The organism is Brucella sp. IR073, assembly GCF_049065735.1.
Taxonomy (GTDB): Bacteria; Pseudomonadota; Alphaproteobacteria; order Rhizobiales; family Rhizobiaceae; genus Paramesorhizobium.
Genome location: NZ_JBAKHD010000003.1, coordinates 491,070 through 517,211, shown reverse-complemented (window position 1 = coordinate 517,211; position 26,142 = coordinate 491,070). Strand labels below are relative to the sequence as shown.

The following is a 26,142-nucleotide window of genomic DNA, read 5'->3' as shown; positions in this document are numbered from 1 at the left end:
GAATCTTATGAGCCAGGCGGGAAATCGTAAAGCAGGAATTTGTGCGATGCAGCAATTCCATGCTTGGACGCTGACATCGAATAGAGCATACTCATGAAACGGGGAGCACAGCGAAAGAGGTGCCGATGAAGTCCGGGACAGCAATTGCCGTCGTCATTCCGTTTTACCAGCGTGAAAAGGGGATTCTGGCGCGGGCGCTGCGCTCCGTCTTTGCGCAGGATATTCCCGAGGATGTCAGCCTGAAGGTGGTGATCGTGGACGATGCCTCGCCGGTTTCGCCCGCCGAGGACATCGCGAGCGTCACCTTCGATCCCAGGCATAAGATCGAACTCATCAGCCAGCCCAATGGCGGTCCGGGCGCGGCGCGCAACCGGGGGCTTTCAACGCTCGATCCTGAGGAGACGCCGTTCGTCGCCTTTCTCGATTCGGACGATGAATGGAAGCCGAACCATCTGCGCAAGGCGCTCGCGACGCTTTCCGCCTCGCCGGATCATGACTTTTACTTCTGCGACCACACGCGCTTCAACACGCCGAGAAGCTGGTTCGAAGAAAGCGAGATTTTCGGCAAATGGGCGCGAGGGGAGATCAGCCCCGCGCCGGCGCCCGTACCGGGACTCGAGAACATTTACCGGATGCCGCAGCGCCTCGCCTTCAGCGCCTTCCTCGCCGAATATCTGAGCCAGACCTCGACGGTCGTTTATCGCTTTGCCAAGTTCCCGGAAGCGCGCTTCGACACGGATCTGCGGAGCGCGGGCGAGGATCACATGCTATGGATCACGCTCGCGTCGAAGGCGGAGACGGTGGTGTTTTCGACCGAGCGCAACGTCATATGCGGGGAGGGGGTCAATATCTATTTCTCCGCCTTCGACTGGAACCTGCCGCAGACGACGGACCGCTATGGCTACCTCGTCGTGTTTCTCACCAAGCTCAGGCGCAATTTCCAGATGGAAGAGCCTGACCGTCGGATGATCGACACGCGCCTTGGCAAGTTTAGCAAGGTCTATGCCTATCTTCTCGCCCGCGGTCTTGCGAAGGGCAGGACGCCGAATGGTGCGCTGCTGTCGCAATTGCTGAAGCTCGATCCGGCGCGGGTGCTGGGCCTGCCGGTTGCGCTGGTCCTGATGCTCAAGGACAAACGCAGCGGCAATTGGGACTGGTAAGGTTCTGTCGAGAGGTTACGCGACCTTCGTCCGTGCCGGGCGGGCGGTGAGGCCGCGCAGGATCTGGCCGACCGGGCGCTCGAACAGATAATAGGACAGCATCGCCACGGCGATCGATGCGGCAAGCGCGATGAGGACGCCGGACGCGCCCTCATGTCCGACGAATTTGCGCACGATGCTGAGCACGATGCCGTGGGTCAGGTAGAGCGAGTAGGAGGCATCGCCGAGCTTCTCCAGAGGGCGCAGCGCCCTCGCCGGAAATGCACCGGCACGCTCCACGGCCAGAAAGCCCGCGACGATGGCGGCGGCGGGCAGCCCCCAATAGATGACGCGCCATTCCGGCGTGTCGCTGGCAAGCCCCCATGACAAAAGGCTGACCACCCCGGCGATAGCCAGTGCCGCGCCGAGGAGCGCGTTCTTGAAGACCATTGCGCGCGACAGGAGAAGGCCGATGGCGAATTCCAGCAGAAGCTGGTCGGTATAGAAGCGCGGTATGGTCGCGTCGGGCCGCAAGAGCAATCCGGCAGCTGCGAGCGCGGCAATGGCCAGCACCGGCACGAGGATGGGCAAACGCAGCCAGAGGCCGAGGGCGAAGAGAACGTAGAAAAACATCTCATAGTTCAGCGTCCAGCCGACGACCACGAGAGGCCAGATTTTCCCTTGTAGGTCCTCGAACGGGATGAAGAACAGGGAGGTGACGAGCCGGGGCAGGTCGAAGGTGAAATTGGCGAACAGTCCCGGCACCAGCGAGGCCGCGCACATGGCCAAGGTGACGGCCCAATAGAGCGGCACGATGCGGATGATGCGCTTGCGCATGAAGCTGCCCGGACTGTCGGAGAGGCCGACCGTGCCCATGATGAAGCCGGAGATGACGAAGAAGAGATCGACGCCCGCCGCGCCGAGCGTCCATGATGCCGGGGATAGATGGAAGAATACCACGGCAAGGGCCGCAATGGCGCGCAGCACCTGTATCGATTGCAATTGCCTGGTCATGCGGTCCCCTCCGCGCTCGGCAGCTGGGCACCGCGCCGCCTGGCTGCCATGGCCGGCTCGCGCTGCGGTATCGCCAGAAGACCGGCTGAATAGTAGAACAGGAATGCGCCGATGTGATAGGGCGTCAGGAAGTCGATCTCGAAGAAGGAACGGATCAGCAGCAATACAGCGATGCCGAACATCAGCTGCGCCTGCGGCGCATGGTTTTCGGTGAGAATCCGCCGGAGCGAGCCGATGAGAAGACGGGCCAGCACGAAGGCGATCAGCAGCAGGCCGGCGAGGCCCAGCTCCACCATCACTTCGATATAGGTGTTGTGGAAATGAAAGCCGCTGCGGCTGGCGATATAGAACTCGTCCCACAGGCGCTCCGCCTCGGAAAAGCCCTGCACCCAATAGGCATAATAGCCGACGCCGATAAGCGGCGCCTCGTGGGCGGCGCGTATGCCCTGATCCCAAAGATAGGTTCGCCCGGTCAGGGTCGTATCCTTGCCGAATGCGCCGAGGATCGCCTCCATCGCGCCCGCATTCAGCCCGACGATCGCGACGGCGACGGCGATGATGAGCCCGACGACGAAAAACGTGCGCCGGTTGCGCGGCGAGAATTTGAGGACGAGGCTGACGGCGATGACGGTGAGAAGGGTGGCCGATGTGGCGATGACCGACGTGGCGGAACTCGACGCCAGCAGCGAATAGGCGGACAGCGCGCCGAGCGGAATCGCGGCCACCCGCCACCGGCGGCTGGTGTTGAGCACGAAAAAGCTGGCGAAGACGAAATAAAGGCCGAGGGAGGCGAAGAAACCGAGCTGATTCTTGGAGGAAAATGCGCCGATGAAGCTGTAGGAGCCGTCGAGCGGGTCATAATGATATTGGCCGAAGGCCAGCGAATAAAGAAGCACGATACCGACACCGAGGCTGACGCCGCGCGTCAATGTGGCGGCATCGATGATGCGCGATGCGATGAGCGCGCAGATAACTGTTGTCGTGTACTGAATGCCGGCGCGCAGCGTCACCGCTGGGGCCGCCGACCACATGAAGGAGATGCAGGCGAAGAGCGCGAAGGCCAATATCCACCAGAACCGCGCATAATTGCCGATTACATGGCGGTAATCGACGAGGACGAGCGGCAGCCACAGGGCATAGAAGAGGAGGATGGAGATCTGCCCCAGCCGCGCCGAATAGGCGAAGATGAACACCGAAACGGCAATGGCGAAGGTGCCGTAGAGAGCGTTTTCACCTGGGCGGATGAGGGTGGATCTGGGGATTTTCATCGACCATTCCGCTCTTTTATCGGCCAGAGCGGTTCCTGTTTTAACGGAAGTTCTTGGAACCGTTTGCGCCGTTGTAGTGATGGATCAGTCGAGGCATGGATTCCTGTGACAAGCACAGGAATGACGGAAGTGGGGATGGAAGCGCTCCAATGAAAGCCGTTGTGCGTGCTGTGAGGTTGAAGATTATCAGCGGCATCAAAGCAATCCGTCATTCCTGTGCTTGTCACAGGAATCCATGCCTCAACACTACTCCTCGCCGCTATGTTGGAAACAGTGCCCATTGCTTGTGCCCGGCGATCAAGCCGCTCTAGAGTAAATTGTGTTTTGACGGAATCGCGAGGCAACCCCCCTCTGCCCTGCCGGGCATCTCCCCTACAAGGGGGGAGATTGGCTGACGCGACGCTCCGAGCGCGTTCTGCAACATTTGCGACTGGCGCCAAGCACCGATAAAGGCGTAATCTCCCCCCTTGTGGGGGAGATGCCCGGCAGGGCAGAGGGGGGTTACTGTCCCACCAACGCTTCCATTTAAAAACAAAATGCTCTAGAGCGCTGTTCGTTCTGATAGAATCAGAACGGCGCTTTAATCTTTTGTTTTTGCCGCGTGATCTTATCCGAAAAGTTGGCACCTTTTCGGGATCATGCTCGTGTGTCTCAGTGCTTGGGAATCTCCCTCTACGACCGCTCATTCGACACCGCGACCTTGATCACATCCCCCGGCAGGAGCGGGGTGCTCTCCTCCGCCGGAAGCTCCTTCGTTTCGCCGCTGCCGCTGCTCCTGACGATGCTGTATTTCAGCGCCGGGGCGTCGCCGTTACCGGCGGCAAGCGCACCTGCGGCGGGGGCGTTTACCAGCGCTTCCGTCATCAGATTGCGGTACATGCCGAGCTTCAATTCCGCCTCATCGAGCGCGGCCTCGGTGGCCTGCATGTCGGTGGTCAGTTCGGCGCTGCGGCTGTTTTCCAGATCGGCTGCGTCGCGGGTCGCCTTGTTGATTTCCTGCTTGGCGCGCAGGGAATTGGTCTCCATGTCCAGAAGCTTGCTCTGCATGTCGGCAAGCGAGGTTTCGAGCGACATGACGCGCGAATTGACGACCAGGCCGCGGTCATGGAGATTGCCGATGGACGCCAGTTCCTTGCTCAAGAGATCCTTTTGCCTGTTCTGAACCACCATTTTCTTTTCCAGCGAGGCGATCTCGTTCTGGTAAAGGGTCTTGAGCTCGTCTAGGGCGGCGAGCTGGCGTTGCAGGGCGTCCTTCCGCGAACGCATGATCGCCGTCTCGTCCGCGATCAGCTTCTTCGCTTCCGGACTATCGGCCAGCTCCTTCGGAATCTTGATTTCCTTCGCGTCGGCAAGTTCGGCCTCCAGCCGGGCGCGCCTGGCCAGAAGCCGGTGGCGCTCGGCGACGAGCACATCGTAATTGCCGCGGGCGTTGAGGAAATCGCGCTCGAAGCGCTGGCCGGTCTCGGCGCGGCGCATTCCGCCCGCAAGGCTCACCGCCTTCAGGACCGTCAGTTCGGGATCGTAAGGGTATTTGCCGGGCGTCTGCACCTCGCCCGCGACGAAGACCGGGCGGAATTCGGCGATCTCAACGGACGCTTCGGGGCGGTCGCGCAGGCCGAATTTCTGCTGGAGGCTCTTGGCGATTTCGCCGGCGATCTCGGACGTGGTCTTGCCCGCAGCCTGCAATTCTCCAGTGAAGGGCAGGGAGAGGCCGCCAGATGGGCCGACCGTGAAATTGCCCGTGATTGTCGGCCACTCCCGAAAGGTTCCCTCCGCCGTCTGCCACTCCACGACGCGGATGGAGAGCTTGTCCATAGGGCCGAGCCTATACTCCGCCGCATTTGCGGAAAACGCCATGGGAAGCAAGGCCATGAGGGCGAAAAGAGCACGGGACATGCCCGTCACCTGCGTGAAAGCCACCGCCATCAATAGGATCCGCGCGATGCACACACAGCCGGAATGGTCTTGAGGAGGATGACGATGTCCTTCTGGAACGACCAGTTTTCGACATATTGCCTATCGAAGGCGATGCGGTCGTCATAGGAAACATCGTTGCGGCCGCTGATCTGCCAGACGCCGGTGAGGCCGGGCCGGGACTTGAAATAATAGATCGCGGACGGTCCGTAACGGTCGATCTCCTCCTTGACGACGGGACGCGGGCCGACAAGGCTCATTTCTCCGCGCAGGACGTTCACCAATTGGGGCAATTCATCGAGGCTCAGCTTGCGCAGGACGGCGCCGACACGGGTGACGCGCGGGTCGTTTCTGAGCTTGCGCGTCGCCTGCCATTCGGCCAGGGCGTCCGGGTTGGCGGCAAAATGGGCGGCGAGGACCGCATCTCCATCAGGCACCATGGTGCGGAATTTCAGGCAGTAGAACGGATTTCCGTCTCGCCCGATCCGGCGATGGCCATAAAAGACCGAACCGCCGGAGGAACATTTGACCAGGATCGCCAGCAGGAGGAAAAGCGGGCTCAACAAAAGCAGGCCGGCAGTCGCGCCGATGAGGTCGAAGGAGCGTTTCAGAATGCCTCCCACAGGGAGTTTTTCCGCTTTTTTCGACGGTTGAAGAAAAGGGAAACTGGCCAACTTCGTTGCAGGCTTCATCAGGGCTGCTCCGTCTTAGGGATACGAATGGTCACGCAAAACGATAACACGGAATTTGTGCGATGCAACATACTGTGTTCGCATCAGCTCACATGGAGAAGCATGAATGGAGACGGCGTAATCGGGCATTTTTGTGAATTCGAGCAATAACAATTCTGGCGTGAAACCGGCATAAGCCAGACCTTTCAATAGCTTGGGCATATTCGAGGTTAATGGTCACATATTGTAATTGAGGATAATATTATGTGCATTTGGAATTATTCTATTTAATTCTCTGATACTAAAGGATTAGTCATAAATATTTATCGATAATTACTCCTGAAATCGCAAGTTTTTGGAATCTATATTTATGCTGCCTTGCGGTATAAATTTCGATCTTCTAATGTAAAACCGCAGAAAGACGCCGCTTGAGGTGCGGCGTTTTCTTGCCTTCCGTTCACATTTATTTTCCGCGGCGGATTTGAAGTGCCAGAGCCGGTTTAAAACTATATGTTGCGTCAACCTTCGCGGTTTAATACAATTTCAAAGCCTTCTCATCAAAATGCGGCCTGGGGCCAATGAGAGCGAAGGCGGGTTTCCATGTGCAGGCTTTGCGTGCGCATGGGGGGAGGCGAACAATGCAGTGCGTCGAAAGGCCCCGGCTCGGGTAGAGAATGGGGGCAAAACGAGATGAGGTTTCCAAAGTTTCTGGCCGGCATGCTGGGCGCGTTGATCGCCTTCGGCATCACGACCTATTTCATGTCGAATTCGCTCTGGACGGCCGTGATCGACACGCTGATTTGCGCCGTGATCATCCAGATCGGCTATTTCGGCGCGATCCTGTTCCTGGTGGCGCGGGAGAAGGCGCACAGCGCGAAGGAGCGCAATTCGCGTCCGAGTGACGGGGCGAGTTCGAACGAGCCGTCCCGCCCGTTCAAGACCTCCGCGCCCAAGGCGCCGTAGCGGGTCGCTGGTTTTGGTTTATATTAGCATGATCTTTATCCGAAAAGTCTGCAACTTTTCGGGATCATGCTCTAGCCAAGCCTCTTGCGAGGAATCGAAACCCCTGTATCCTGAATGCGGGGGCATACCTTGCGGACGAGGCTGCCATGGCTGCGACAGCGGAGCAGAAAACGACAGTCAACGGAGCGGATGACAGCGTTTGCGTCATCATTGCCGCGAAGAACGCCGCCGATACGATCGGGGCGGCGATAGCGTCGGCACTGAGCGAGCCTGAAGTGACTGAGGTGGTCGTGGTGGACGACGGCTCGACGGATGGCACCGCCGATGCGGCGCGCGCGGGCGATGACGGCAGCGGACGGCTCACCATCATCCGCTTCGACGTCAACAAGGGGCCTTCCCACGCGCGCAACCAGGCCATCGCGTCATCATCGGCGGCGCTGATCGCCATTCTCGATGCGGATGATTTCTTTCTTCCGGGCCGCTTTTCCAATCTCCTGGCAAGGAGGGACTGGGACCTTGCCGCCGACAATATCGTCTTCATCGACCAGCAGCGGCTCAGCGGCTTCCATGTTTCGGCGGTGGAGCGGCTTTCTCCCGAGCCGCGCTTTCTCGATCTGCCGACATTCGTCGAGCGCAACATCTCGAAGCGCAACCGGCAGCGCGGGGAATTGGGTTTCCTCAAGCCGATCATCCGGCGGGATTTCCTCGACCGCCATCGATTGCACTATGACGAAAAGCTGCGGCTCGGCGAGGATTACGACCTCTATACGCGCGCGCTGGCCTTGGGTGCGCGGTTCCAGATCATCAACAATTGCGGCTATGGCGCGGTGGTTCGCTCCGATTCCTTAAGCGGACGGCACCGGACGGAGGATTTGAAGGCGCTCGCCGATGCGGACAAGGCCCTTCTGGCAAGCGGCCTGCTTGCGGGCCAGGCGAGGCAGGCCGTCGCCCGGCATGAGTGCCATATGCGTGGGAAATATCATCACCGGCAGTTTCTGGATGTGAAGGCGCAGCGGGGGATTCTCGGGGCGCTGGGCTATTGCGCGCGCAATCCTTCCGCCATTCCGCCGATTGCGCGAGGCGTGGCGGCGGACAAGCTGGACGGCTTCATGCGCCGGGGTGGCGGGAAGGCGCAAGCGGATGGGGCGACGGCGCTGCGGTATCTGTTTTCGGGGCAGACCGTGAAATAGAGGCTGAGTCTGAAGGACGTCTCTGCCCTAGAAATACGTTCGCCTCACGCCCTCCAGCGCCTCTGCGAAGCGTTCCTTGCATTCGTTCAGCCGGCCATCGGGGCTGAGGGTCGGCTCGGCTTTGCTTGCCTGCCATAGGGCCAGCATGGACGGGGCGGCGAGGAGGCGTTTGGCGACGTTCTTCGCCGAAAAATCTAGGGGTTTGCGGCCTGCGGTGAGGACGGTTCCATCGGGCGCGTGGTGTGTGCGGACCGTTCCTTCGGCTTGCGCATGGCTGCGGTTTTCATAGCTCACGCCCCAGAAGCGCTCGCCCTTGAAAATCGCTTCCGCGCGGGTGGAGACGGGAATATGACGCGGCTTATAGGGCGCGCCGACGGACTGCGCCCAATCGTTCCACTTGAAACTGTTGATGTTGCCGGAGGTGCTGACGGCGATCCAGGGCACGCGGAAGGCGTCGGCGAGGATGGCGGCGTGCATGGATTCGGCGACGACCAGCTCGGACTGCGCGATCTCGCGGATGACCGATTTCGCCTCGCCGCACGGGTCGACATAGGTGAGGCCGACATTCTCGCACACGCTGTCCCAGATGCCGCCGAGCGCCGATTCCCAGTGAGGAATGAAGATGGCCTTGTTCTTCTTCGGCAGGTTTTGGAATTCCTGCATTTCGGTGACCATCACCGCCGGGTCGACAATGCCGAGCTTCGGGTCGAGCCCCAGCTTGGCGGCGGTTTTGGGGCCGCGCACGGCATGGACGTCCCATTCATCGGGATTGGACGTGTCCGGAGGGATGTCGTAGCCGTAGCCGCTGCCGATCACCAGTTTCTTGACGTTGCGCGGCAGCAATGTTGTGTTGAGGACGGTGCCGACGCCGACCAGCAGCACCTCGTCATGCACCTCGCGCACGCCCGGAAGCAGGAAATCCCAAAGCCAGAGATTGAGATCGTCGCCAAAGTTCCCGTGGCTGGATTCCCAGTGAAACAGACGCATGCATCACCCCTTCCGGAAATTGTGCAGTGCACCTAGTATTGGGTCATTCCGGCGCGTTGGCAAGTCCTTGACAGTGCCGCCTATGGCAACCAAGCTTAAGGCTATCGGGCGGGGCATGATCAGCGAGGGCAAGGACATGGCGTTGTTTCGCTTCCGCACCAGAAGCCCCGGCAGGGACCTTCAGACCGATATCGCCCGTTTTTCGGAGGTCAGGCGGGCGCTCGGCACGGTTTGCGCTGCTATCGAGCAGGAGCGCGACGGCTTCCGGCGCCGCTATGACGAGGTGGCGATGAATGCGGCCTTTTCGCTCGAAAACATGGAAAATGAGGGCGAAACCGAGCGGGTTTCGGCGAAAATAGACGATTTCAGCGACGCGCTGGAGCGCTTCACGCAGCGCATCGCCTTACTCGAAAAGCAGCTCCAGTTCCTCAAAGAGATCGATGGAACGGTGGCGGATTTCGCCGCCGACAATGGTTTTGGCGAGGGTGATACCCCGTCTCAGCCCGACATTTCCGCCTCACGATTTTTTGGCGGTTGACAGCGGCGCCATGTGCCGCGAAATTGGTGCAGTGCAATAAGACCGGGATAACGACTCACATTCATTTCGTCAGACGCGCTGTTTTGGGGGGCGCAGCCAAAACAGAAGGCCGCCATGACGATGGACGCGAACATATCCGCGAGGATCGATCTGATCCGGATCACGCTCATCTGCGGCATCGTGCTGGTGCATGTGCCCTATGGACCTGATACGGCGCCGTTCAACGGCGATAATGGCATTCTCGATTATTTGCGCGTCTTCCTGGCGGAGAGCGTTTTTCGCGTCGGCGTGCCTTGTCTCAGCGCCATCTCCGGCTATCTCCTGATGCGCAAGGGGGCACTCGATTACGGGAAAACCCTAGAGCGTAAGGCGCGGAGCATTCTCCTGCCTTTGTTCATCTGGAACGGCGCGTTTTTCCTTACGGTCTATCTCATGCAGAGCCGGGGGATGGGGCAGGGCTATCTGCCTGACGTCACCCAAGCGCGGCTGCCCGATCTCCTCAACCTGATCTTTGCGCTCAATGGCGAGCCGATCAATCTGCCGCTCTATTTCCTGCGCGATCTCTTCGTCTGCATTCTCCTGTCGCCGCTGCTTGCCGTTCTGGTGAAGCGTTATCCGGCCCTGACGCTGGCCGTCCTCTTGGCGGTGACGGCGGCGCATGTTCCTGTTTTCATCGTGCTGCGCCAGTCGATCCTCTTCAGCTTCGCCATCGGCATGGCGATTGCCATTCACAAGGTGGATGTCCGGCGCATGGACGCCTATGCCGCGCCGGTCTTCGCGGCGTTTCTCCTTGCCAGCGGCGTGCTTGCCGCGGCGCTCTATCATTACGGGCCGGACTTTCCCCGATGGCTCGGCGTCACGCGCAACATCTTCGTTCTCATCGGCATTCCCGGTTTCTGGGCGCTGTCGGCGCTGCTGATCCAATCGGAAATCGGACAGCGGATGGCGCGGACGGGATCTCTCAGCTTCTGGATCTTCTGCGCCCATTATCCGGTGCTGCTGATGCTCTGGATGATCTGGAACCGCATCCATATCGATGAATATGCGGTGTTCTACGCCTCCGCGCTCGCCATCGGCGGCGTGGTTCTCATCATCTCCAACGCGATGACGCGCCGCATTCTTCCCGGCACTTACGCCCTGCTCGTCGGAAGCCGGGCCTGATGGTTTTTCAAAGGAGCAGCCTATGATCTTCTCAAGACCGCTTCATTCGCTTCTGGGCCTCATGGCGATGGCGTCCGTGGCGCAGGCGCAGGAGACGGGGAAATCCTTCGTCGAAAATTTCGCCAGTCTCGACAAGCGCCGCTGGTATGTTTCCGATGGCTGGAGCAATGGCGATCACCAGAACTGCACATGGGCTGCCGATCAGGTTAAAATCGCCGATGGCACGCTGAGCCTCGGCTATGAGCGCAAGGAAACCAAGGACCGCGCCCATGCCTGCGCGGAGATCCAGACCCATGCGCGTTTCGGCCATGGCGTCTATGAAGCGCGCATCAAGGCGGCGGCGGGTTCGGGGTTCAATACCGGCTTCTTCACCTATATCGGCCCGACGCACAAGCAGCCCTGGGACGAGATCGACTTCGAATTTCTCGGCAAGGACCCGTCGACCGTCCAGCTCAACTCCTATGTCAATGGCAAGGGCGGGAATGAGAAGCTGGTTCCCGTGCCTGGCGGTGCGAATACGGATTTCAACGATTACGCCTTCGTCTGGGAGAAGGACCGGCTGCGCTATTATGTGAACGGCAAATTGGTCCATACTGTCACCGACCCGGCGGCACTGCCGTCCCATCCGCAGAAAATCTATCTGAGCCTGTGGGCGAGCGACAAACTGACGGACTGGCTCGGCAAGTTCGAAAGCCCCGCCGCGCCGGTCAAGGCGGAATTCACCCGCGTCGCCTTCACGGCGCTGGGCGAGTCCTGCCAGTTCCCGGAATCCGTCGCCTGCGGGCTCAAATGATTTTGCAGTGCGCCATAGGTATTATTGCAGTGCAGCAAAAGCTGTACTAGGCTTCATCCTCGGATCAACAACTTTAGCCGCATGGTCTTGTCCAAAGTTAAGCAACTTTTGGGGACCACGCTCAGGGACTGATCTTCATGCTGCAAGTCCTGTACCTGGTGCATGATCTTTCCGACCCCGCGGTTCGGCGGCGCGTGGTCATGCTTAGGGCGGGCGGCGCCGCGGTGACGCTCGCGGGGTTCCGCCGCAGCCGTGAACGGGTGCTTGAGGTCGCAGGGGTGTCGCCCATCGATCTCGGGAAGACCGGCGACGGCCGGTTCGCCCAACGTATGGCGGCGGTGGCGCGGGCGGCACTGACGCTCAAGGCCTCGCTGAAGGGCGCGGCGAAGCCGGATGTAATCATCGGACGCAATCTGGAAATGCTGGCGCTCGCCAACCGGGCGCGCGCGATCTTTTCAGAGGTCCCCGCCAGCGACCGAAGGGAGCTTAAGGGCGGGGCAGAAGACATTCCTATTGTTTATGAATGCCTCGACATTCATCGCCTGCTTCTGAGGCAGGATGCGGCGGGGAGGGCGCTCCGCTCCGTGGAACGCGCGCTTGGCCGCAATGCATCGCTGCTCATCACTTCGTCACCGGCGTTCGTCCGGAATTATTTCGAGCGGTTCGGGCAGGTGGCTGCGCCAGTGGAGCTGGTGGAGAACAAGGTGCTGGAGCTGACGCCTGGCTCCCTCCTTCCCCCCTGCGGGGAAGGTGCCCGCGTCAGCGGGCGGATGGGGGTGGAGACGTTTACACCAAGGTCTCCAGCAGAAGCGCACGCGTCACCACCCCCATCCGTCTGCTCCGCAGACACCTTCCCCGCAAGGGGGAAGGAGAGCGTCGGCGCTTCCCCCCTCAAAATCGGCTGGTTCGGCGCGTTGCGTTGCCGCCGCTCGCTTGCGCTCCTGTCCGAATTCTCGCGGCGGATGGAGGGCCGGGTGGAGATCATTCTGCGGGGCCGTCCGGCCTATACGGAATTCGACGATTTCGACGCTCACGTCGCCGTCGAGCCATACATGCAATTCCTCGGGCCCTACCGCAACCCGGAAGACCTTCCCGGCATTTATGGTGAGGTGCATTTCACCTGGGCCATCGATTTCTTCGAAGAGGGGCTGAATTCCAGCTGGCTCCTTCCGAACCGGCTTTATGAGGGCTGCCGCTATCATTGCGTGCCCATCGCCATGGAGGGAACCGAGACGGCGCGGTTCCTGAAACGGCTGGGCATCGGCTTCACGCTGGCCCGGCCCGATGCGGATGAGCTTGCCCGCTTGTTCGGTGCGCTCGATGCGGAGCGATACGAGCAGGCGCGCGCGAGGGTGGCCGCGCAGGATTCGAGCACATGGATATGCAACGAAGATGATTGTCGTGCGTTGGTGGGCCGCTTGAGCACGCTCTTGCCCGTGCGCGAGCGCGTCGTCTTGCCGGCTGCGGCGTAGAGGATGGAACAGGAGAGGGGACTTAAGATGCCAGGCGCAAAAGAGCGGAGGCTTTCGGGCCGTTGCCTCATCATCATTCCTTGCCTGAACGAGGCCGGCTTCATCGGTGCGCTGCTGGAGCAATTCAGCCTGGAAGCCGAACAGCTCGACATGAAGATCATCGTGGCCGATGGCGGCAGTACCGACGGGACCGTGCACATTGTCGAAGATATCATGCAGCGCAACCCGCGCGTCGTGCTCCTTCACAATGAAAAACGCATCCAGAGCGCGGCCATCAATCTGGCGGTGGCTACCTATGGCGATGCCCATGATTATTTCATCCGCATCGACGCGCATGGCAAATATCCGGCGGATTATTGCAGAGCGCTGATCGAGGAAGCCCATATCACGGGCGCCGATTCGGTCGTGGTCGCCATGGCCACGGAAGGTTTCAGCCTGTTCCAGAAAGCGACCGCCGCGGCGCAGAATTCCCGGCTCGGCAATGGCGGCTCGAAACATCGCCAGGGCGCTAGGGGAGGCTGGGTCGATCATGGCCACCATGCGCTCATGAGCATAAAGGCGTTCCAGCAGGTGGGCGGCTATGACGAGACCTTCACCCACAACGAGGATGCCGAGCTTGATTATCGCTTAAGAAAAGCGGGCTTCCGCATCTGGATGACCGACCGGACGGTGATGGTCTATTACCCCCGCGCGTCCGCGTCTTCGCTCTTCCGGCAATATCTCGGCTATGGCCGGGGCCGGGCGAAGAATGTGCTCAAGCACCGCGTCGTGCCGAAGCTGCGCCAGGCGCTTCCGTTGCTGGTCCTGCCGGTGGTGGCGGGCACTTTCCTCGCCGTTATCCATTGGTCCGCTGCCGTGCCCGCCTTCCTGTGGGTGGCGATCTGCATGGGCTATGGTGTCTGGATGGCCGTGGGCGAGCGCAACCCTTACGGCCCGCTCGCGGCGGTTTCCGCGATGATCATGCATCTCGCCTGGTCGCTGGGGTTCTGGCTCCAACTCATCGGCTTCCGCAAGCGCAGGGAGCCATCGTGATGGATGGATTGCGGATTGACATCGGCGTCTGCACCTATCGCCGCCCGGAACTGGAGGCGACGCTCATCTCGCTTGGGCGGCTGGCGGTTCCGGCGAATTGCAGCATCCGCGTCATCGTGGCCGACAATGATGTGACCCCGAGCGCGAAGGACCGTGTCGCCGCACTCGCCGCGACGCTGCCCTTTGAAATTACCTATGTTCACTGCCCTGCTTCGAATATCTCCATCGCCCGCAATGCCTGTCTCGATGCGAGCGACGGCAATTTTCTTGCTTTCATCGACGATGACGAAACGGCGTCGGAGCATTGGCTGATCCAACTGCTTGCCACCGCTGAGGAGACGAAAGCCGATGCGGTGCTGGGGCCGGTCGAGGCCGTTTATGCCCCTCAAGCGCCGCGCTGGATGCGCAAGGGGGATTTTCATTCGACCTTCCCGGTCTGGGTGAAGGGCGAAATCCGCGCCGGCTATACCTGCAACGTTCTTTTGCGGCGTGCTTCGTCAGCCATTGCCGGGCGGCGTTTCAGCTTGGCGCTGGGCCGCAGCGGCGGGGAGGATACGCAATATTTCTCCGAACTCCATGAAGCGGGCGGCAGGATCGCCTATGCGCCGGAGGCCTGGGTGCAAGAGCCGGTACCGGAAGGCCGGGCGCGGTTTTCATGGCTCGCCAAGCGGCGCTTCCGTTTCGGCCAGACCCATGGGCGGCTGCTTCAGCGCAATGCGGCGGGCTTCGGCTTTGCGAAGCAGATCACCCTCGCGTCGGCAAAGGCCATCTACAGCTTCACCGCCGCGCTCCTTACCGTGTTTTCGCCCACGCATCGCAACCGCTCCATCCTGCGCGGCATCATGCATGCGGGTGTCGTCAGCGGCCTCATCGGCATCAGGGAAATCCAGCAATATGGCGAAGCGGCCATGGCAGGCGGAGGCAAATCCCGTGCAACCTGATGTGAGCTTCATCATCGCCGCCTATAATGCCGAGGACACAATCGGCCGGGCTATCGAAAGCGCGCTGGCGCAGGAGGGCGTGAGCGTCGAGGTGATCGTCGCCAATGACCGCTCCACCGACCGCACGGAGGCCATCGCCGCGTCCTATCCCCACACAAGCGTCGTGACCCTGCCCAGGAACAGCGGCCCCGGCGGCGCGCGCAATGCGGCTCTCGATGTGGCCAAGGGCCGGTGGCTCGCGGTGCTCGACGCTGATGATACCGTTCTGCCCGATCGCATGGCGCGGATGATCGCACGGGCCGAGAAGGCCGGCGCTCAGGCGGTGGTCGACAATATCGAAGTGGTGCGCGAGGGGGAGACGAGCGGAGAGAGGATGTTCCCGCCCGGGCGGCTGGAAAAGATCGAGCGGATCAGCCTGGCGGATTTCATCGGATCGAACCTGGTTTTCAGGTCCACCTTCAATTTCGGCTATATGAAGCCGGTCTTCGAGCGCGCTTTTATCGAGGCGCATGGGTTTCGCTATGACGAGTCCCTGCGCATCGGCGAGGACTACATCTTCTTGGCGTCCGTGCTGGCTAAGGGCGGCAAGCTCATCGTCGAGCCCATAGCGGGATATGTCTATCACTTACGCGCGGGCTCGATTTCCCGTGTTCTCGAAATGCACCATGTCGTTTCCATGCTGGAGGCGGACAGGAAATTTCTGGCGCGCTTCGAGCTCGATGCCGAGGCGCGGGCGGCGCAGGCGCGGCGGACGCGCAGCCTTGAGGAAGCGCGATCCTTCCTCGCGCTCGTCGATCACATCAAGCGCCGGTCATTCATGGACATCGTCAAGGTGGCGGTGAGCGACCCGCTGGCGCTGCGGCATCTTTCGATGCCCATCGCGGTGCGGCTGAAACGGCTCATGCCGGTGGGGCAGGCAGGCTAGGGGAATTACAAAACGAGAAGCGAGGCAATCGCTCGGGGAATTGGGTGGCGGGGTTTTGAACAGTCAATTTCTACGCTCGAACGAAAGGACATTTCGATGAAGAACGTCAAGAAAGCCGTTATTCCCGTTGCCGGTCTGGGCACGCGGTTTCTACCCGCCACGAAATCCACGCCCAAGGAACTGCTGACCATCGTGGACCGCCCGGTGGTGCAATATGCCGTCGATGAAGCCTTCGAGGCGGGCATCGAGCACATCGTCTTCGTGACCGGCCGCAACAAGGGCGCGATCGAGGATTATTTCGATATCCAGCCCGAACTCGTCGCGACCCTGACCGAATCGGGGAAGTTCGAGCAGCTCGCCTCGCTGCAGCGGCTGCTGCCGAAGGCCGGAAGCATGAGCTTCGTCCGGCAGCAATCGCCGCTCGGCCTCGGCCATGCGGTGTGGTGCGCGCGCGATGTCATCGGCGACGAGCCGTTTGCGCTGCTTCTGCCCGATATGGTCACCTTCGGCGCGCGGGGTTGCCTCGCGGGCATGGCCGAACTCTATAACCGTACCGGCGGCAATCTGATCGCGGTGGAGGAATGCGATCCCTCCGACACGGGCAAATATGGCATCGTCGCCAAGGGGCGGGATATCGGCAAGGGTTTCCAAATCACCGGCATGGTGGAGAAGCCCGCGCCCGCCGTTGCTCCGTCGAACTATTACATCAACGGGCGCTATATCCTGCAGCCAGAGATCTTCGACATATTGGAGCGGCAGGAGCGCGGCGCGGGCAACGAAATCCAGCTGACCGACGCCATGCTGTCCCTCTCGGGGAAGCAGGAATTCTTCGCCTATCCCTTCGAAGGCCGCACCTTCGATTGCGGATCGAAGGAGGGTTTCATCGAGGCCAATGTGGCCTTCGCGCTGGCGCGGGCGGATATCAGCGGCAAGGTCCTCGAGCCCTTGCGCAGCATCATCCTCGCGCACGAGCCGGCCGTCGAAGCGGCGGCATGAACCTATCTGCCCGCATGGCCCGCATTCCGGCGGGCCGTGCCCTTCTCCTTGAATTTGCATATGGAATTGGCGGTATCATGCACCAGGGAAATCTTCCGAGATTCGCGGTCAATGCGAAGGGGCAGCCGGATGCCGACAGTTTCATCGATGTCGAGCAATTGCTCGCCATGGCGCGGCGTCAGGCCAAGACGGTCGCCATCGTCGCGGCGCTCGGGCTGCTGCTCGGCATCGTCAGCCTGATCTTCTCGACGTCCTATTACACGGCCTCGACAAGCATCCTGCTCGACGACAATCTCGGCAAGCTCGCCGACGAGCCGTCGCCCATGCCGGCCAATGCACAGACCGATGCGATGATCCTGAGCCAGATCGCCATCCTCAAATCGACGGAGCTGGCCGGGAAGGTGGTGGACCGGGAGAAGCTGACCGAAAACCAGGCCTTCATGAACCCGCCGCGCTCGCTCGTCTCGCGTATCAAGGGCATGGCGCGGGGCATTATCGGCCTGTTCGGGGGCGGGAACGGTTCGGCGGCCGACCCGTCCAATCCGGCGGCGCGCCGCGGTTTGGCCGCTTCATTGCTTCAGAAAAGCCTCAATGTGGAGCGCCAAGGCCGCAGCTTTGTCATAGATTTGAGCTTTACGGCTGCGGATCCCGAGCTTGCCGGGCGGATTACGCGCGCTTATGCGGACGTCTATCTCGCCGACCAGCTCGATGCGAATTTCGACGCGACGCAGCGGGCGACGGTCTGGCTGCAGGACCGGCTGGTGGATTTGCGGACCAGCTCGCAGCAGGCGGCGCTGGAGGTGGAACGCTACAGGGCAGCGAACGGCCTGACCTCCGCCAAGGGAGCGCTCATCTCGGAGCAGCAGCTTTCGGATCTGAACAGCCAGTATATTCTCGCGCAAGCCGATACGGCGCGGACGCTTGCCCAGTACAACCAGCTGAAATCCATCGTCGACGGAGGCCCGGAAGCCGCCGTCAACAATGCCGCCGTGCTGTCGGAATTGGGGAACGCCTCGGTGATCGCGCCGCTCAGGACCCGCTATTTGGCGATCAGCAAGCGCATACAGGAAATCACCGGCCAGTTCGGCGAGGATCATCCGCAAGCCGTCAGCCTCCGCACGGAACAGCAGGAAGTCGGGCGGCAGATCTTCCAGGAAATCCGGCAGATGATGGAGAGCGCGCGCAACCAGTATGAGGTGGCCGGGGCGCGTGAAACCTCGCTCCGGGATAGTCTGGAGAAAGCGACCGGCGCGACCTCCACGGCGAACCAGTCGCTGGTGCATCTGCGGGAGCTGGAGCAGAAATCGCAGGCGCTGAGCGACCTCTACCAGACCTATTTGAAGCGCTATCAGGAGGCGTCGCAGCAGCAGACCTTCCCCATCGCCAAGGCACGGATCATCTCGGCGGCGTCGAAGCCGACCGATCCGTCGAGCCCGAAGCGGACCATGATGCTGGCGGGGTCGCTGCTTCTGGGCCTCCTCGCCGGAGCGGGCATCGGGGCATGGCGCGAATTCCGCGAGCGGTTCTTCCGAGTAGGCGAGGAGGTGAGAGGGATATTGGGGGTAAAATTCCTCGGCTATCTCCCCCTTATCGGGGGGAAAGGGGAGGGAAAACCCGACAATCAGGGACATCCGCCGCGCGTTACTAACATGATGCGCATCGCCATCGACGCGCCCGCCTCCGCTTTCGCCGAAACGCTGCGCAACGCGAAGATCGCCGCCGATGTGGTGCTGCAGGGGCAGAAGGCGAAGGTCATTGGCGTCGTCTCCGTCCTGCCCGACGAGGGCAAATCCACGGTCGCGGCGAATTTCGCCGGGCTCCTCGCCGCCAATGGCGCAAAGACGCTTCTCATCGATGGCGATCTGCGCGATCCGGGCCTGACGCGGGCCTTGTCGCTGACGCGGCAGAAGGGGCTTGTCGAGGTGCTCGTCGGCGAACTGCCATGGCAGAGCGCGGTGAAAGTGGACGGCAAGACCAAGCTCGCGATCCTGCCTACGGTGGTGCCGCGCCATCTGTCGCACACCAGCGAGCTCATATCCTCCCTCGCCATGAAGACCCTTCTGGCGGAGGCGCGCGAGGTCTTCGACTATATCATCGTCGATCTTCCGCCGCTCGGGCCGGTGGTGGATGCCAAGGCGTTCGCGCCGCTAGCCGATGCCTTCCTCATGGTGGCCGAATGGGGCGTCACCCCGCGCGCGCTCGTCAAATCGACCTTGCAGGCGGAAGGCCATATCCAGCCGAAAGTGCTGGGTCTCATCCTCAACAAGACCGATATGCGCGGCCTGGCGAAATACAGCTCCTATGGCAGCTCGGAATATTTCATGGAGCGCTACGCGAATTATTATCTGGACGATGCCAACGCCGCTTCGGCGAGGGGGTAGGGCTTTTGTTTTTAAACGAAAGCAACGAAACTCTGCTTTCGTAGGTGGCAACGTCACTGTAGAGGAATGGATCCCAGTGACAAGCACTGGGATGACGGGTGGAGAGGTTTTCGCCAACTGGACAACCATTGTGGAATGCGGAACGGTTGGAGATTATCGAGAACAGCCAATCCCATCCGTCATCCCAGTGCTCGTCACTGGGATCCATTCCTCTACCTCTCCATGACAACAACGGCAAAAATCCCGTTCGGTGATTCCGTCAAACACAATCTGCCAAGCTCCCGCTTCGTCCAAAACACGGTCTCGCGCGTTAAGGGAAGAAACCGAACGGGAGACCGCCCATGTCCGCCATAAGCAAACCAGCGCAATCGCCTGATGAGCCCAAGTCGCTGGAGGCGCTCAACCGCCTTATCATGGCATCCCCTCCGCTTGTTGCCGGGGCCGAGCGCGCTGTGCTGGGCGAGGGGCCGGAAGGCGCAGCCATCGCTTTTGTCGGCGAGCAGCCGGGCGATCAGGAGGACCGGCAGGGACGGCCTTTCGTCGGACCGGCGGGGCAATTGCTCGACCGGGCGATGGAGGAGGCGGGCATCGACCGCCGCCAAATCTACCTCACCAATGCGGTGAAGCATTTCAAATTTGTCCAGCGCGGCAAGAAGCGGATTCACCAGAAGCCGACCGCCGGCGAGGTCAAGCGCTATCGCTGGTGGCTGGAAAAGGAGCTTGACTTCGTCCATCCCCATCTCGTGGTGGCGCTCGGGGCCACGGCGGCGCTGGCGCTTGCCGGACGGGCAACGCCCATCGGGCGCAATCGCGGCCCGTTCGATTTCGACGGACGCGCGGGGTATGTCACGGTTCATCCTTCCTATCTTCTGCGTGTGCCGGATGAGGCGGCGCGGCATCAGGCCTATGCGGAGTTTGTTGCGGACCTTGAGCGCATTCGGGGGCTGTCGGGCCAACCGGCATAGGTTGTTGCTGGTCGGCGGTTCCTGTTTTTGACGGAATCGCTAGGCGCCCCCCTCTGCCCTGCCGGGCATCTCCCCCGCAAGGGGGGAGATTGGCTTTCATTGATGCGCGGTGCCAATCGCCGACCTTGCAGAATAAGAGCTGTCATCGATGCCAGCCAATCTCCCCCCTTGCGGGGGAGATTGGCTGGCAGGACAGAGGAGGGCGCTGTCCCGCCAGCCTTTCCAAAAGGGTGAAACAAGACTCCAGTTGACTCTGTTTCGCATTAAGAACAAATAAGGAACATAGCGGCATGAATGCCGGTTTAATGCCTTGCGGAGAACCGTTTCGCCCATGCTGGATCGTGTTGCCAGTCCAGTGATTGCCGAGCTTCGGGAGCGTATTGCGCGCCTCGATGGGGGGCAGGGGCGTGTGCTTGACGTCCTGCCCTTCGGGGTGCCCGACATCGATGGCAGGCTTCCCGGCGGGGGGCTGGCGCTGGGCGGGCTGCATGAGGTGGCGGGTGGCGGGAATGGGGCGGTGGATGGTGCGGCGGCGGCGCTGTTCGCGGCGGGCATTGCCGGGAGGACGCGCGGCAAAGTCCTTTGGGTGGTGACGCGGCGCGATCTTTTCGCGCCGGGGCTGGCACAGGCCGGGCTCAATCCCGACCGGCTGATCCATGTGGAGGCGGGCGACGAGAAAGCGCTGCTCGCCTGCTTCGAGGAAGGCTTGCGCCATGGCGGCCTCGGAGCCGTCGTCGCGGAAATCGCGCGGCTTTCAATGACCGCTTCCCGCCGCCTCCAACTGGCGGCGGAAGGCTCGGGCACCATCGGCATCGCCCTTCGCCGCTGGCGCAGGCCGGCGGAGGCTGGCGATTTCGGCCAGCCGACGGCGAGCGTCACGCGCTGGCGCGTCTCAGTCCTGCCGTCCGCGCCGCTTCCGGTGCCGGGTCTCGGACGGTCGCGCTGGCGTCTGGAACTCGTGCGCTGCCGAGGAGGCGAAAGCGCGGATTTTGAAGTGGAAGCTTGTGATGCAAAGGGTCGTATCGCTCTATCTACCCCGATGGCCGGTGGATCGTCTGAGGAGGAAAGCGGATGGCGCCGTGCTTTCGGCTAAGGCCCCGCTTATCCTTATCGGCCGCGAAGGAGGCCGGCGGATCATAACCGCGCTCGACGCCAATGCCGAAGGCTTGGGTTTGCGTCTGGGAATGCCGGTTGCCAAGGCGCAGGCGCTGGTGCCTGGTCTCACCGTCATGGATGGCGATCCGCGCGCGGATGCCGAGGGCCTGCGCAAGCTGGCGCTGTGGGCGCTGAAACGCATTTCTCCGGTCGTCATGCCCGATCCACCGGACGGGCTGGTGATCGACACCACGGGCGCCGACCATCTTCATGGCGGGGAGGCGGCCATGCTCGCTTCGCTTGTCGAGCGCTTCGCCTCCTTCGGCGTCGAGGCGCGCGCGGCAATCGCCGATACATGGGGCGCGGCCCATGCCGCCGCGCGCTTCCTCACCCGACGCTCTAACCCTTTGTCTTGCCGCATGATCTTATCCGAAAAGTCTGCAACTTTTCGGGATCATGCTCTGGTCGTGCCGCCCGGCGCAGCCGAGACCATGCTGAAACCTTTGCCGGTCGCGGCGCTGCGTCTTGATGCGGCGACGGTGCGGAGCCTGCGCACGCTCGGTTTCGAGAGGGTCGGCGATCTCATGCATGAGCCGCGCGCGCCCCTGACCCAGCGCTTCGGCCCCGAAATCGTCCGCAGGCTGGATCAGGCGCTGGGCACCGTGGCGGAGCCGATTGAGCCGCTTCGCGATCCTGAAATCGTTCAAGTCCGCCGCGTTTTCGCCGAGCCCATCGCCGCCGCCGAAACCATCGCGCGCTATATAGGCCTGCTCGCCACCGCCTTGTGCGCGGAACTGGAAAAGAAGGGGCTGGGCGCGCGGCGGCTCGATCTCCTGTTCCGGCGCGTCGACAATACGCATCAGGCGATCCGTGTCGGCACGGCCCAGCCGGTGCGCGATGCGAAGCGCCTGACGCGGCTTCTCTGCGAGAAGATCGAGACGGTCGATCCGGGCTTCGGCATCGAGGCCATGGACCTTGCGGCTGTTATCGCCGAGCCGCTCAGGGACCGGCAGGCGGTTTCCTCGCTGGCCGAAGAGGAGGAACCCGACATCTCCGATTTGATTGATGTTCTCGCCAACCGCGTCGGGGCGCATAATCTCTGCCGCTTCGTGCCGGTTCAGAGCGACGTGCCGGAGCGCTCCGTTGCCCGCGTCTCCTCGCTTGCCCCGGAAACCGGCGCGACATGGGAAGGCGAGTGGCCGCGTCCGCCGCGCCTGCTCAGCCGGCCCGAGCCGATCGAGACCATAGCCCTCCTGCCCGATAATCCGCCCGTCTGGTTCACCTGGCGGGGCGTTCGCCGCCGCATCCGCCGCGCCGACGGGCCGGAGCGCATTCGCGGCGAATGGTGGAAGCGCGACGCCGAAATGGCGACGGTCCGGGACTATTTCCGCGTCGAGGACGAGGCGGGCGAGCGCTATTGGCTGTTCCGCTCCGGCGATGGCGAGCGCCCGCAAAGCGGCAGTCATCAATGGTATCTGCACGGGATATTCGGATGAAACGCTATGCCGAACTGCAGGTGACGTCGTACTTCTCGTTCCTGCGCGGGGCGAGCAGTTGCGAGGAGCTGTTTGCGCAGGCTGCCATGATGGGAATCGAGGCGCTCGGCATCGTCGACCGCAACAGCCTTGCCGGGATCGTGCGCGCCCATGAGGCGGCGAAGGTGACGGGCGTCCGCCTCGTCGTCGGCTGCAGGCTCGATCTTGTGGACGGCATGTCGGTTCTCGTCTATCCGATGGATCGGCCCGCCTATTCCCGGCTCTGCCGCCTGCTTTCGCTTGGCAAGAAGCGGGGCGGCAAGGCGAAATGCCATCTGGAATGGGCGGACCTTGCGGCTCACGCGGAAGGGCTGATCGCGGTTCTCGTGCCTGACGCGGCGGACGAGATTTGCGCGGTGCGGCTGCGTCGCGTGGGGCAAGTTTTCGGCAACCGCGCCTATATGGCGCTGACGCTGCGCCGGCGTCCCAACGACCAGCTGCGCCTTCACGCGCTTTCCAATCTCGCCACGCAGATGGGTGTGCCCGCTGTTGTCACCAATGATGTGCTCTTCCATGAGCCGGGGCGGCAGATCCTGCAGGATGTCGTCACCGCGATCCGGCACAATGTCACCATCGACGAGCTGGGCCATCGCCGCGAGCGCTTCGCCGACCGCTTCCTGAAGCCGCCGGAGGAGATGCACCGCCTGTTCAGCCGGTATGGCGAGGCGCTGGGCCGGACCATCGAGATCATGGAGCGCTGCACCTTCCGGATGGACGAGCTTGCCTATCAATATCCGGAGGAGCGCACCGACCCGGCCTTGACGCCGCAACAGACGCTGGAAAAGCTGACCTGGGAAGGCGCGGCCGACCGCTATCCGAACGGTTTGCCGGGCAAGGTGCGCGGCATCCTCGAGCACGAGCTTCGTCTCATCGAGAAGCTCGATTATGCGCCCTATTTCCTGACGGTGAATTCCATCGTCCGTTTCGCGCGCTCGAAGGGGATTTTGTGCCAGGGGCGGGGATCGGCGGCCAACAGCTCGGTCTGCTATGTGCTCGGCATCACCTCGATCGATCCCAGCCGGCATGATCTTCTGTTCGAGCGGTTCGTCAGCGAGGAGCGCCGCGAGCCGCCTGACATCGACGTGGATTTCGAGCATGAACGGCGCGAGGACGTCATCCAGTGGATCTATGAACACTATGGCCGTGACCGCGCCGCGCTCTGCTCCACCGTCATCCGCTATCGCGCCAAGGGCGCCATCCGCGATGTGGGCAAGGCGCTGGGCTTGCCGGAGGATCTGACGAAGACGCTTTCCTCGCAGATCTGGGGCTGGTCGGAAGAGGTCGAGAAAAAACATGCCCAGGCGCTCAACCTCAATATGGGCGACCGGCGGCTGCGCCTGACGCTGGAACTGGCCGGGCAGCTTGTCGGCGCGCCGCGCCATCTGAGCCAGCATCCGGGCGGCTTCGTCCTCACGCGCGACCGGCTGGACGATCTGGTGCCGATCGAGCCGGCAGCGATGGCGGGCCGGCAGGTCATCGAGTGGGACAAGGACGATGTCGAGGCGCTGAAGATGATGAAGGTCGATGTGCTGGCGCTCGGCATGCTCTCCTGCATGCGCCGCGCCTTCGACCTCCTGGAGGAGCACAAGGGCATCCGGCATAGTCTCGCGACGATACCGCCCGATGACGGGCCGACCTATGCGATGATCCAGCGCGCCGATACGATAGGCGTTTTCCAGATCGAGTCGCGTGCGCAGATGTCGATGCTGCCGCGCATGAAGCCGAAGGATTTATACGATCTGGTGATCGAGGTGGCGATCGTGCGCCCCGGCCCGATCCAGGGTGACATGGTCCATCCTTATCTCAGGCGGCGCGAGGGGAAGGAGGATGTCGTCTATCCGAAGCCGGAACTCGAAGCCGTTCTCGGCAAGACCCTCGGTGTGCCGCTGTTTCAGGAACAGGCGATGCGGGTGGCGATCGAGTGCGCCGGTTTCACGCCCGGTGAGGCCGACCAGCTGCGCCGCGCCATGGCGACCTTCAAGCATACCGGCACGATCTCGACCTTCGGCCAAAAGCTGATCGACGGCATGGCGGCCAATGGCTACGACAAGGACTTTGCCAAGAAGATATTCAAGCAGCTGGAAGGGTTCGGCTCCTACGGTTTTCCGGAAAGCCATGCGGCGAGCTTCGCGCTCATCGCCTATGCCAGCAGCTGGGTGAAATGCCGGCATCCGGATGTGTTCTGCGCGGCGCTTCTCAACGCCCAGCCGATGGGGTTCTATGCTCCGGCGCAGATCGTGCGCGATGCGCGGGAGCATGGGGTGGAAATCCGCCCGGTCTGCATCAACGCCTCGCGATGGGACTGCACGCTGGAACCGCGCGATGCCGATGACGGCAGGCTGGCGGTCCGGCTGGGCTTACGCATGGTCAAGGGCTTGAGCAATGCCGACGCGGCGCGGCTTGTCTCCTGCCGGGAGGACCAGCCTTTCGCCTCGGTGGACGATCTCTGGCGCCGCGCTTCCATTCCGGCTGCGGCGCTGGAGCGGCTCGCGGAGGCCGATGCTTTCCGCCCCTCGCTAGGTCTCGCTCGCCGCGAGGCGCTATGGGCGATCAAGGCGCTGCGCGACGAGCCTTTGCCCCTCTTCGCCGCGGCCGCCGCGCGCGAGGCGGAGCTGCTTGCCGAACAGATGGAGCCGGCCGTCTCGCTTCGGCCCATGACGGCGGGGAGCGAGGTGGTGGAGGATTACGGCCATGTCGGGCTGACCTTGCGCCAGCACCCGGTTTCCTTCCTGCGGGCCGATCTTGCGCGCCGCCACATTCTGTCGTGCGCCGAGGCCGTGGCCGCGCGCGACCGGCATGCGGTCGATACTGCGGGGCTGATCCTCGTGCGCCAGCGGCCCGGCTCGGCGAAGGGCGTGATCTTCCTCACCATCGAGGACGAAACGGGCGTCGCCAATATCGTCGTCTGGAAGAAAGTGTTCGAGCAGTTCCGCCGCGTCGTGCTGGGCGCGAGCCTGATCGGCGTCAGGGGCCGCGTCCAGCGGGAGGGGGAAGTCGTGCATATCGTCGCGCGCGAGCTTTTCGACCTATCCGCTGAACTGGCCAGCGTCGGCAAACGCGGGGCACTCATGGAGGGCGACGGGCTCTATCCCGCTCCGCCGCCGCTCGATCCGGACAATGCGCAGGGTGCGATCAGGGTGAAGACGCGGGATTTCCGGTAGA

Annotated in this window: 20 protein-coding genes and 1 pseudogene; 16 read left to right on the top strand and 5 right to left on the bottom strand. The window is 62.2% G+C overall.

Translation table 11 applies throughout. The features are described 5' to 3' along the window. Window positions 1-125 precede the first annotated feature (125 nt). Window positions 126-1,160 (top strand): glycosyltransferase family A protein, encoded by a 1,035-nt coding sequence (locus ACOWVG_RS09165; protein WP_420961599.1) that lies wholly within the window; start codon window positions 126-128, stop codon window positions 1,158-1,160. A 15-nt stretch (window positions 1,161-1,175) separates the two neighbouring features. On the opposite strand, the gene ACOWVG_RS09160 is transcribed toward ACOWVG_RS09165, so the two are convergent. From ACOWVG_RS09160 to ACOWVG_RS09145, 4 genes are all read right to left on the bottom strand, one after another. Further along, window positions 1,176-2,153 (bottom strand): acyltransferase family protein, encoded by a 978-nt coding sequence (locus ACOWVG_RS09160; RefSeq protein ID WP_420961598.1) that lies wholly within the window; start codon window positions 2,151-2,153, stop codon window positions 1,176-1,178. Next, window positions 2,150-3,421, bottom strand: a complete 1,272-nt coding sequence (locus ACOWVG_RS09155; protein WP_420961596.1) for an O-antigen ligase family protein — start codon at window positions 3,419-3,421, stop codon at window positions 2,150-2,152. The genes ACOWVG_RS09160 and ACOWVG_RS09155 overlap by 4 nt, the downstream gene beginning before the upstream one ends. A 672-nt stretch (window positions 3,422-4,093) precedes the next feature. After that, entirely contained in the window at window positions 4,094-5,347 is a 1,254-nt protein-coding gene (locus tag ACOWVG_RS09150; RefSeq protein WP_420961595.1) for a polysaccharide biosynthesis/export family protein, read from the bottom strand. Beyond that, a complete protein-coding gene (locus tag ACOWVG_RS09145; protein ID WP_420961593.1) occupies window positions 5,347-6,027 on the bottom strand; it encodes a sugar transferase in 681 nt (226 codons plus the stop codon). The genes ACOWVG_RS09150 and ACOWVG_RS09145 overlap by 1 nt, the downstream gene beginning before the upstream one ends. Before the next feature lie 669 nt (window positions 6,028-6,696). Between ACOWVG_RS09145 and ACOWVG_RS09140 the strand changes: the two genes are divergently transcribed. Together ACOWVG_RS09140 and ACOWVG_RS09135 are read left to right on the top strand one after the other, a co-directional pair. Further along, the gene (locus ACOWVG_RS09140; RefSeq protein ID WP_420961591.1) at window positions 6,697-6,969 is read left to right on the top strand and encodes an exopolysaccharide production repressor protein; all 273 of its coding nucleotides are present in this window, start codon (window positions 6,697-6,699) and stop codon (window positions 6,967-6,969) included. 146 nt (window positions 6,970-7,115) lie between these two features. Next, window positions 7,116-8,159, top strand: a complete 1,044-nt coding sequence (locus ACOWVG_RS09135) for a glycosyltransferase family 2 protein (RefSeq protein ID WP_420961589.1) — start codon at window positions 7,116-7,118, stop codon at window positions 8,157-8,159. 27 nt (window positions 8,160-8,186) lie between these two features. Here ACOWVG_RS09135 and ACOWVG_RS09130 read toward each other — a convergent pair whose 3' ends face one another. Then, a complete protein-coding gene (locus ACOWVG_RS09130) occupies window positions 8,187-9,146 on the bottom strand; it encodes a polysaccharide pyruvyl transferase family protein (protein WP_420961587.1) in 960 nt (319 codons plus the stop codon). 82 nt (window positions 9,147-9,228) lie between these two features. Here ACOWVG_RS09130 and ACOWVG_RS09125 point away from each other — a divergent pair, with 82 nt between their 5' ends. The 13 genes and pseudogenes from ACOWVG_RS09125 (at window position 9,229) to ACOWVG_RS09065 (ending at window position 26,141) form a co-directional block, all read left to right on the top strand. Next, on the top strand, window positions 9,229-9,684 hold the full coding sequence (locus ACOWVG_RS09125) for a hypothetical protein (RefSeq protein WP_420961585.1): 456 nt from the start codon (window positions 9,229-9,231) through the stop codon (window positions 9,682-9,684). 114 nt (window positions 9,685-9,798) lie between these two features. Further along, entirely contained in the window at window positions 9,799-10,845 is a 1,047-nt protein-coding gene (locus ACOWVG_RS09120) for an acyltransferase family protein (RefSeq protein ID WP_420961584.1), read from the top strand. A 22-nt stretch (window positions 10,846-10,867) separates the two neighbouring features. Then, window positions 10,868-11,638 (top strand): glycoside hydrolase family 16 protein, encoded by a 771-nt coding sequence (locus tag ACOWVG_RS09115; RefSeq protein WP_420961583.1) that lies wholly within the window; start codon window positions 10,868-10,870, stop codon window positions 11,636-11,638. Between the two features lie 137 nt (window positions 11,639-11,775). Further along, window positions 11,776-13,110: a glycosyl transferase family 1 gene (locus tag ACOWVG_RS09110; protein WP_420961582.1), complete on the top strand. Its 1,335-nt coding sequence runs from the start codon at window positions 11,776-11,778 to the stop codon at window positions 13,108-13,110. Between the two features lie 27 nt (window positions 13,111-13,137). Continuing rightward, the gene (locus ACOWVG_RS09105; RefSeq protein ID WP_420961580.1) at window positions 13,138-14,142 is read left to right on the top strand and encodes a glycosyltransferase family 2 protein; all 1,005 of its coding nucleotides are present in this window, start codon (window positions 13,138-13,140) and stop codon (window positions 14,140-14,142) included. Further along, window positions 14,142-15,083, top strand: a complete 942-nt coding sequence (locus tag ACOWVG_RS09100; RefSeq protein WP_420961578.1) for a glycosyltransferase — start codon at window positions 14,142-14,144, stop codon at window positions 15,081-15,083. Before ACOWVG_RS09105 ends, ACOWVG_RS09100 begins: the two co-directional genes overlap by 1 nt. Next, a complete protein-coding gene (locus ACOWVG_RS09095; RefSeq protein ID WP_420961576.1) occupies window positions 15,037-16,008 on the top strand; it encodes a glycosyltransferase family 2 protein in 972 nt (323 codons plus the stop codon). The genes ACOWVG_RS09100 and ACOWVG_RS09095 overlap by 47 nt, the downstream gene beginning before the upstream one ends. A 96-nt stretch (window positions 16,009-16,104) precedes the next feature. Next, window positions 16,105-17,004, top strand: coding sequence for a UTP--glucose-1-phosphate uridylyltransferase (locus ACOWVG_RS09090; RefSeq protein ID WP_420961575.1), 900 nt, complete (start codon window positions 16,105-16,107; stop codon window positions 17,002-17,004). A 77-nt stretch (window positions 17,005-17,081) separates the two neighbouring features. Further along, the gene (locus ACOWVG_RS09085; protein WP_420961573.1) at window positions 17,082-19,385 is read left to right on the top strand and encodes a polysaccharide biosynthesis tyrosine autokinase; all 2,304 of its coding nucleotides are present in this window, start codon (window positions 17,082-17,084) and stop codon (window positions 19,383-19,385) included. Window positions 19,386-19,708: 323 nt separating this feature from the next. Continuing rightward, a pseudogene (locus ACOWVG_RS09080) lies at window positions 19,709-20,350 on the top strand (UdgX family uracil-DNA binding protein); the annotation flags it as partial. Between the two features lie 331 nt (window positions 20,351-20,681). After that, window positions 20,682-21,443: an ImuA family protein gene (locus tag ACOWVG_RS09075; RefSeq protein WP_420961572.1), complete on the top strand. Its 762-nt coding sequence runs from the start codon at window positions 20,682-20,684 to the stop codon at window positions 21,441-21,443. Further along, on the top strand, window positions 21,358-22,941 hold the full coding sequence (locus ACOWVG_RS09070) for a Y-family DNA polymerase (protein ID WP_420961571.1): 1,584 nt from the start codon (window positions 21,358-21,360) through the stop codon (window positions 22,939-22,941). Before ACOWVG_RS09075 ends, ACOWVG_RS09070 begins: the two co-directional genes overlap by 86 nt. After that, the gene (locus ACOWVG_RS09065; RefSeq protein WP_420961569.1) at window positions 22,938-26,141 is read left to right on the top strand and encodes an error-prone DNA polymerase; all 3,204 of its coding nucleotides are present in this window, start codon (window positions 22,938-22,940) and stop codon (window positions 26,139-26,141) included. The genes ACOWVG_RS09070 and ACOWVG_RS09065 overlap by 4 nt, the downstream gene beginning before the upstream one ends. Window position 26,142: the final 1 nt, after the last annotated feature.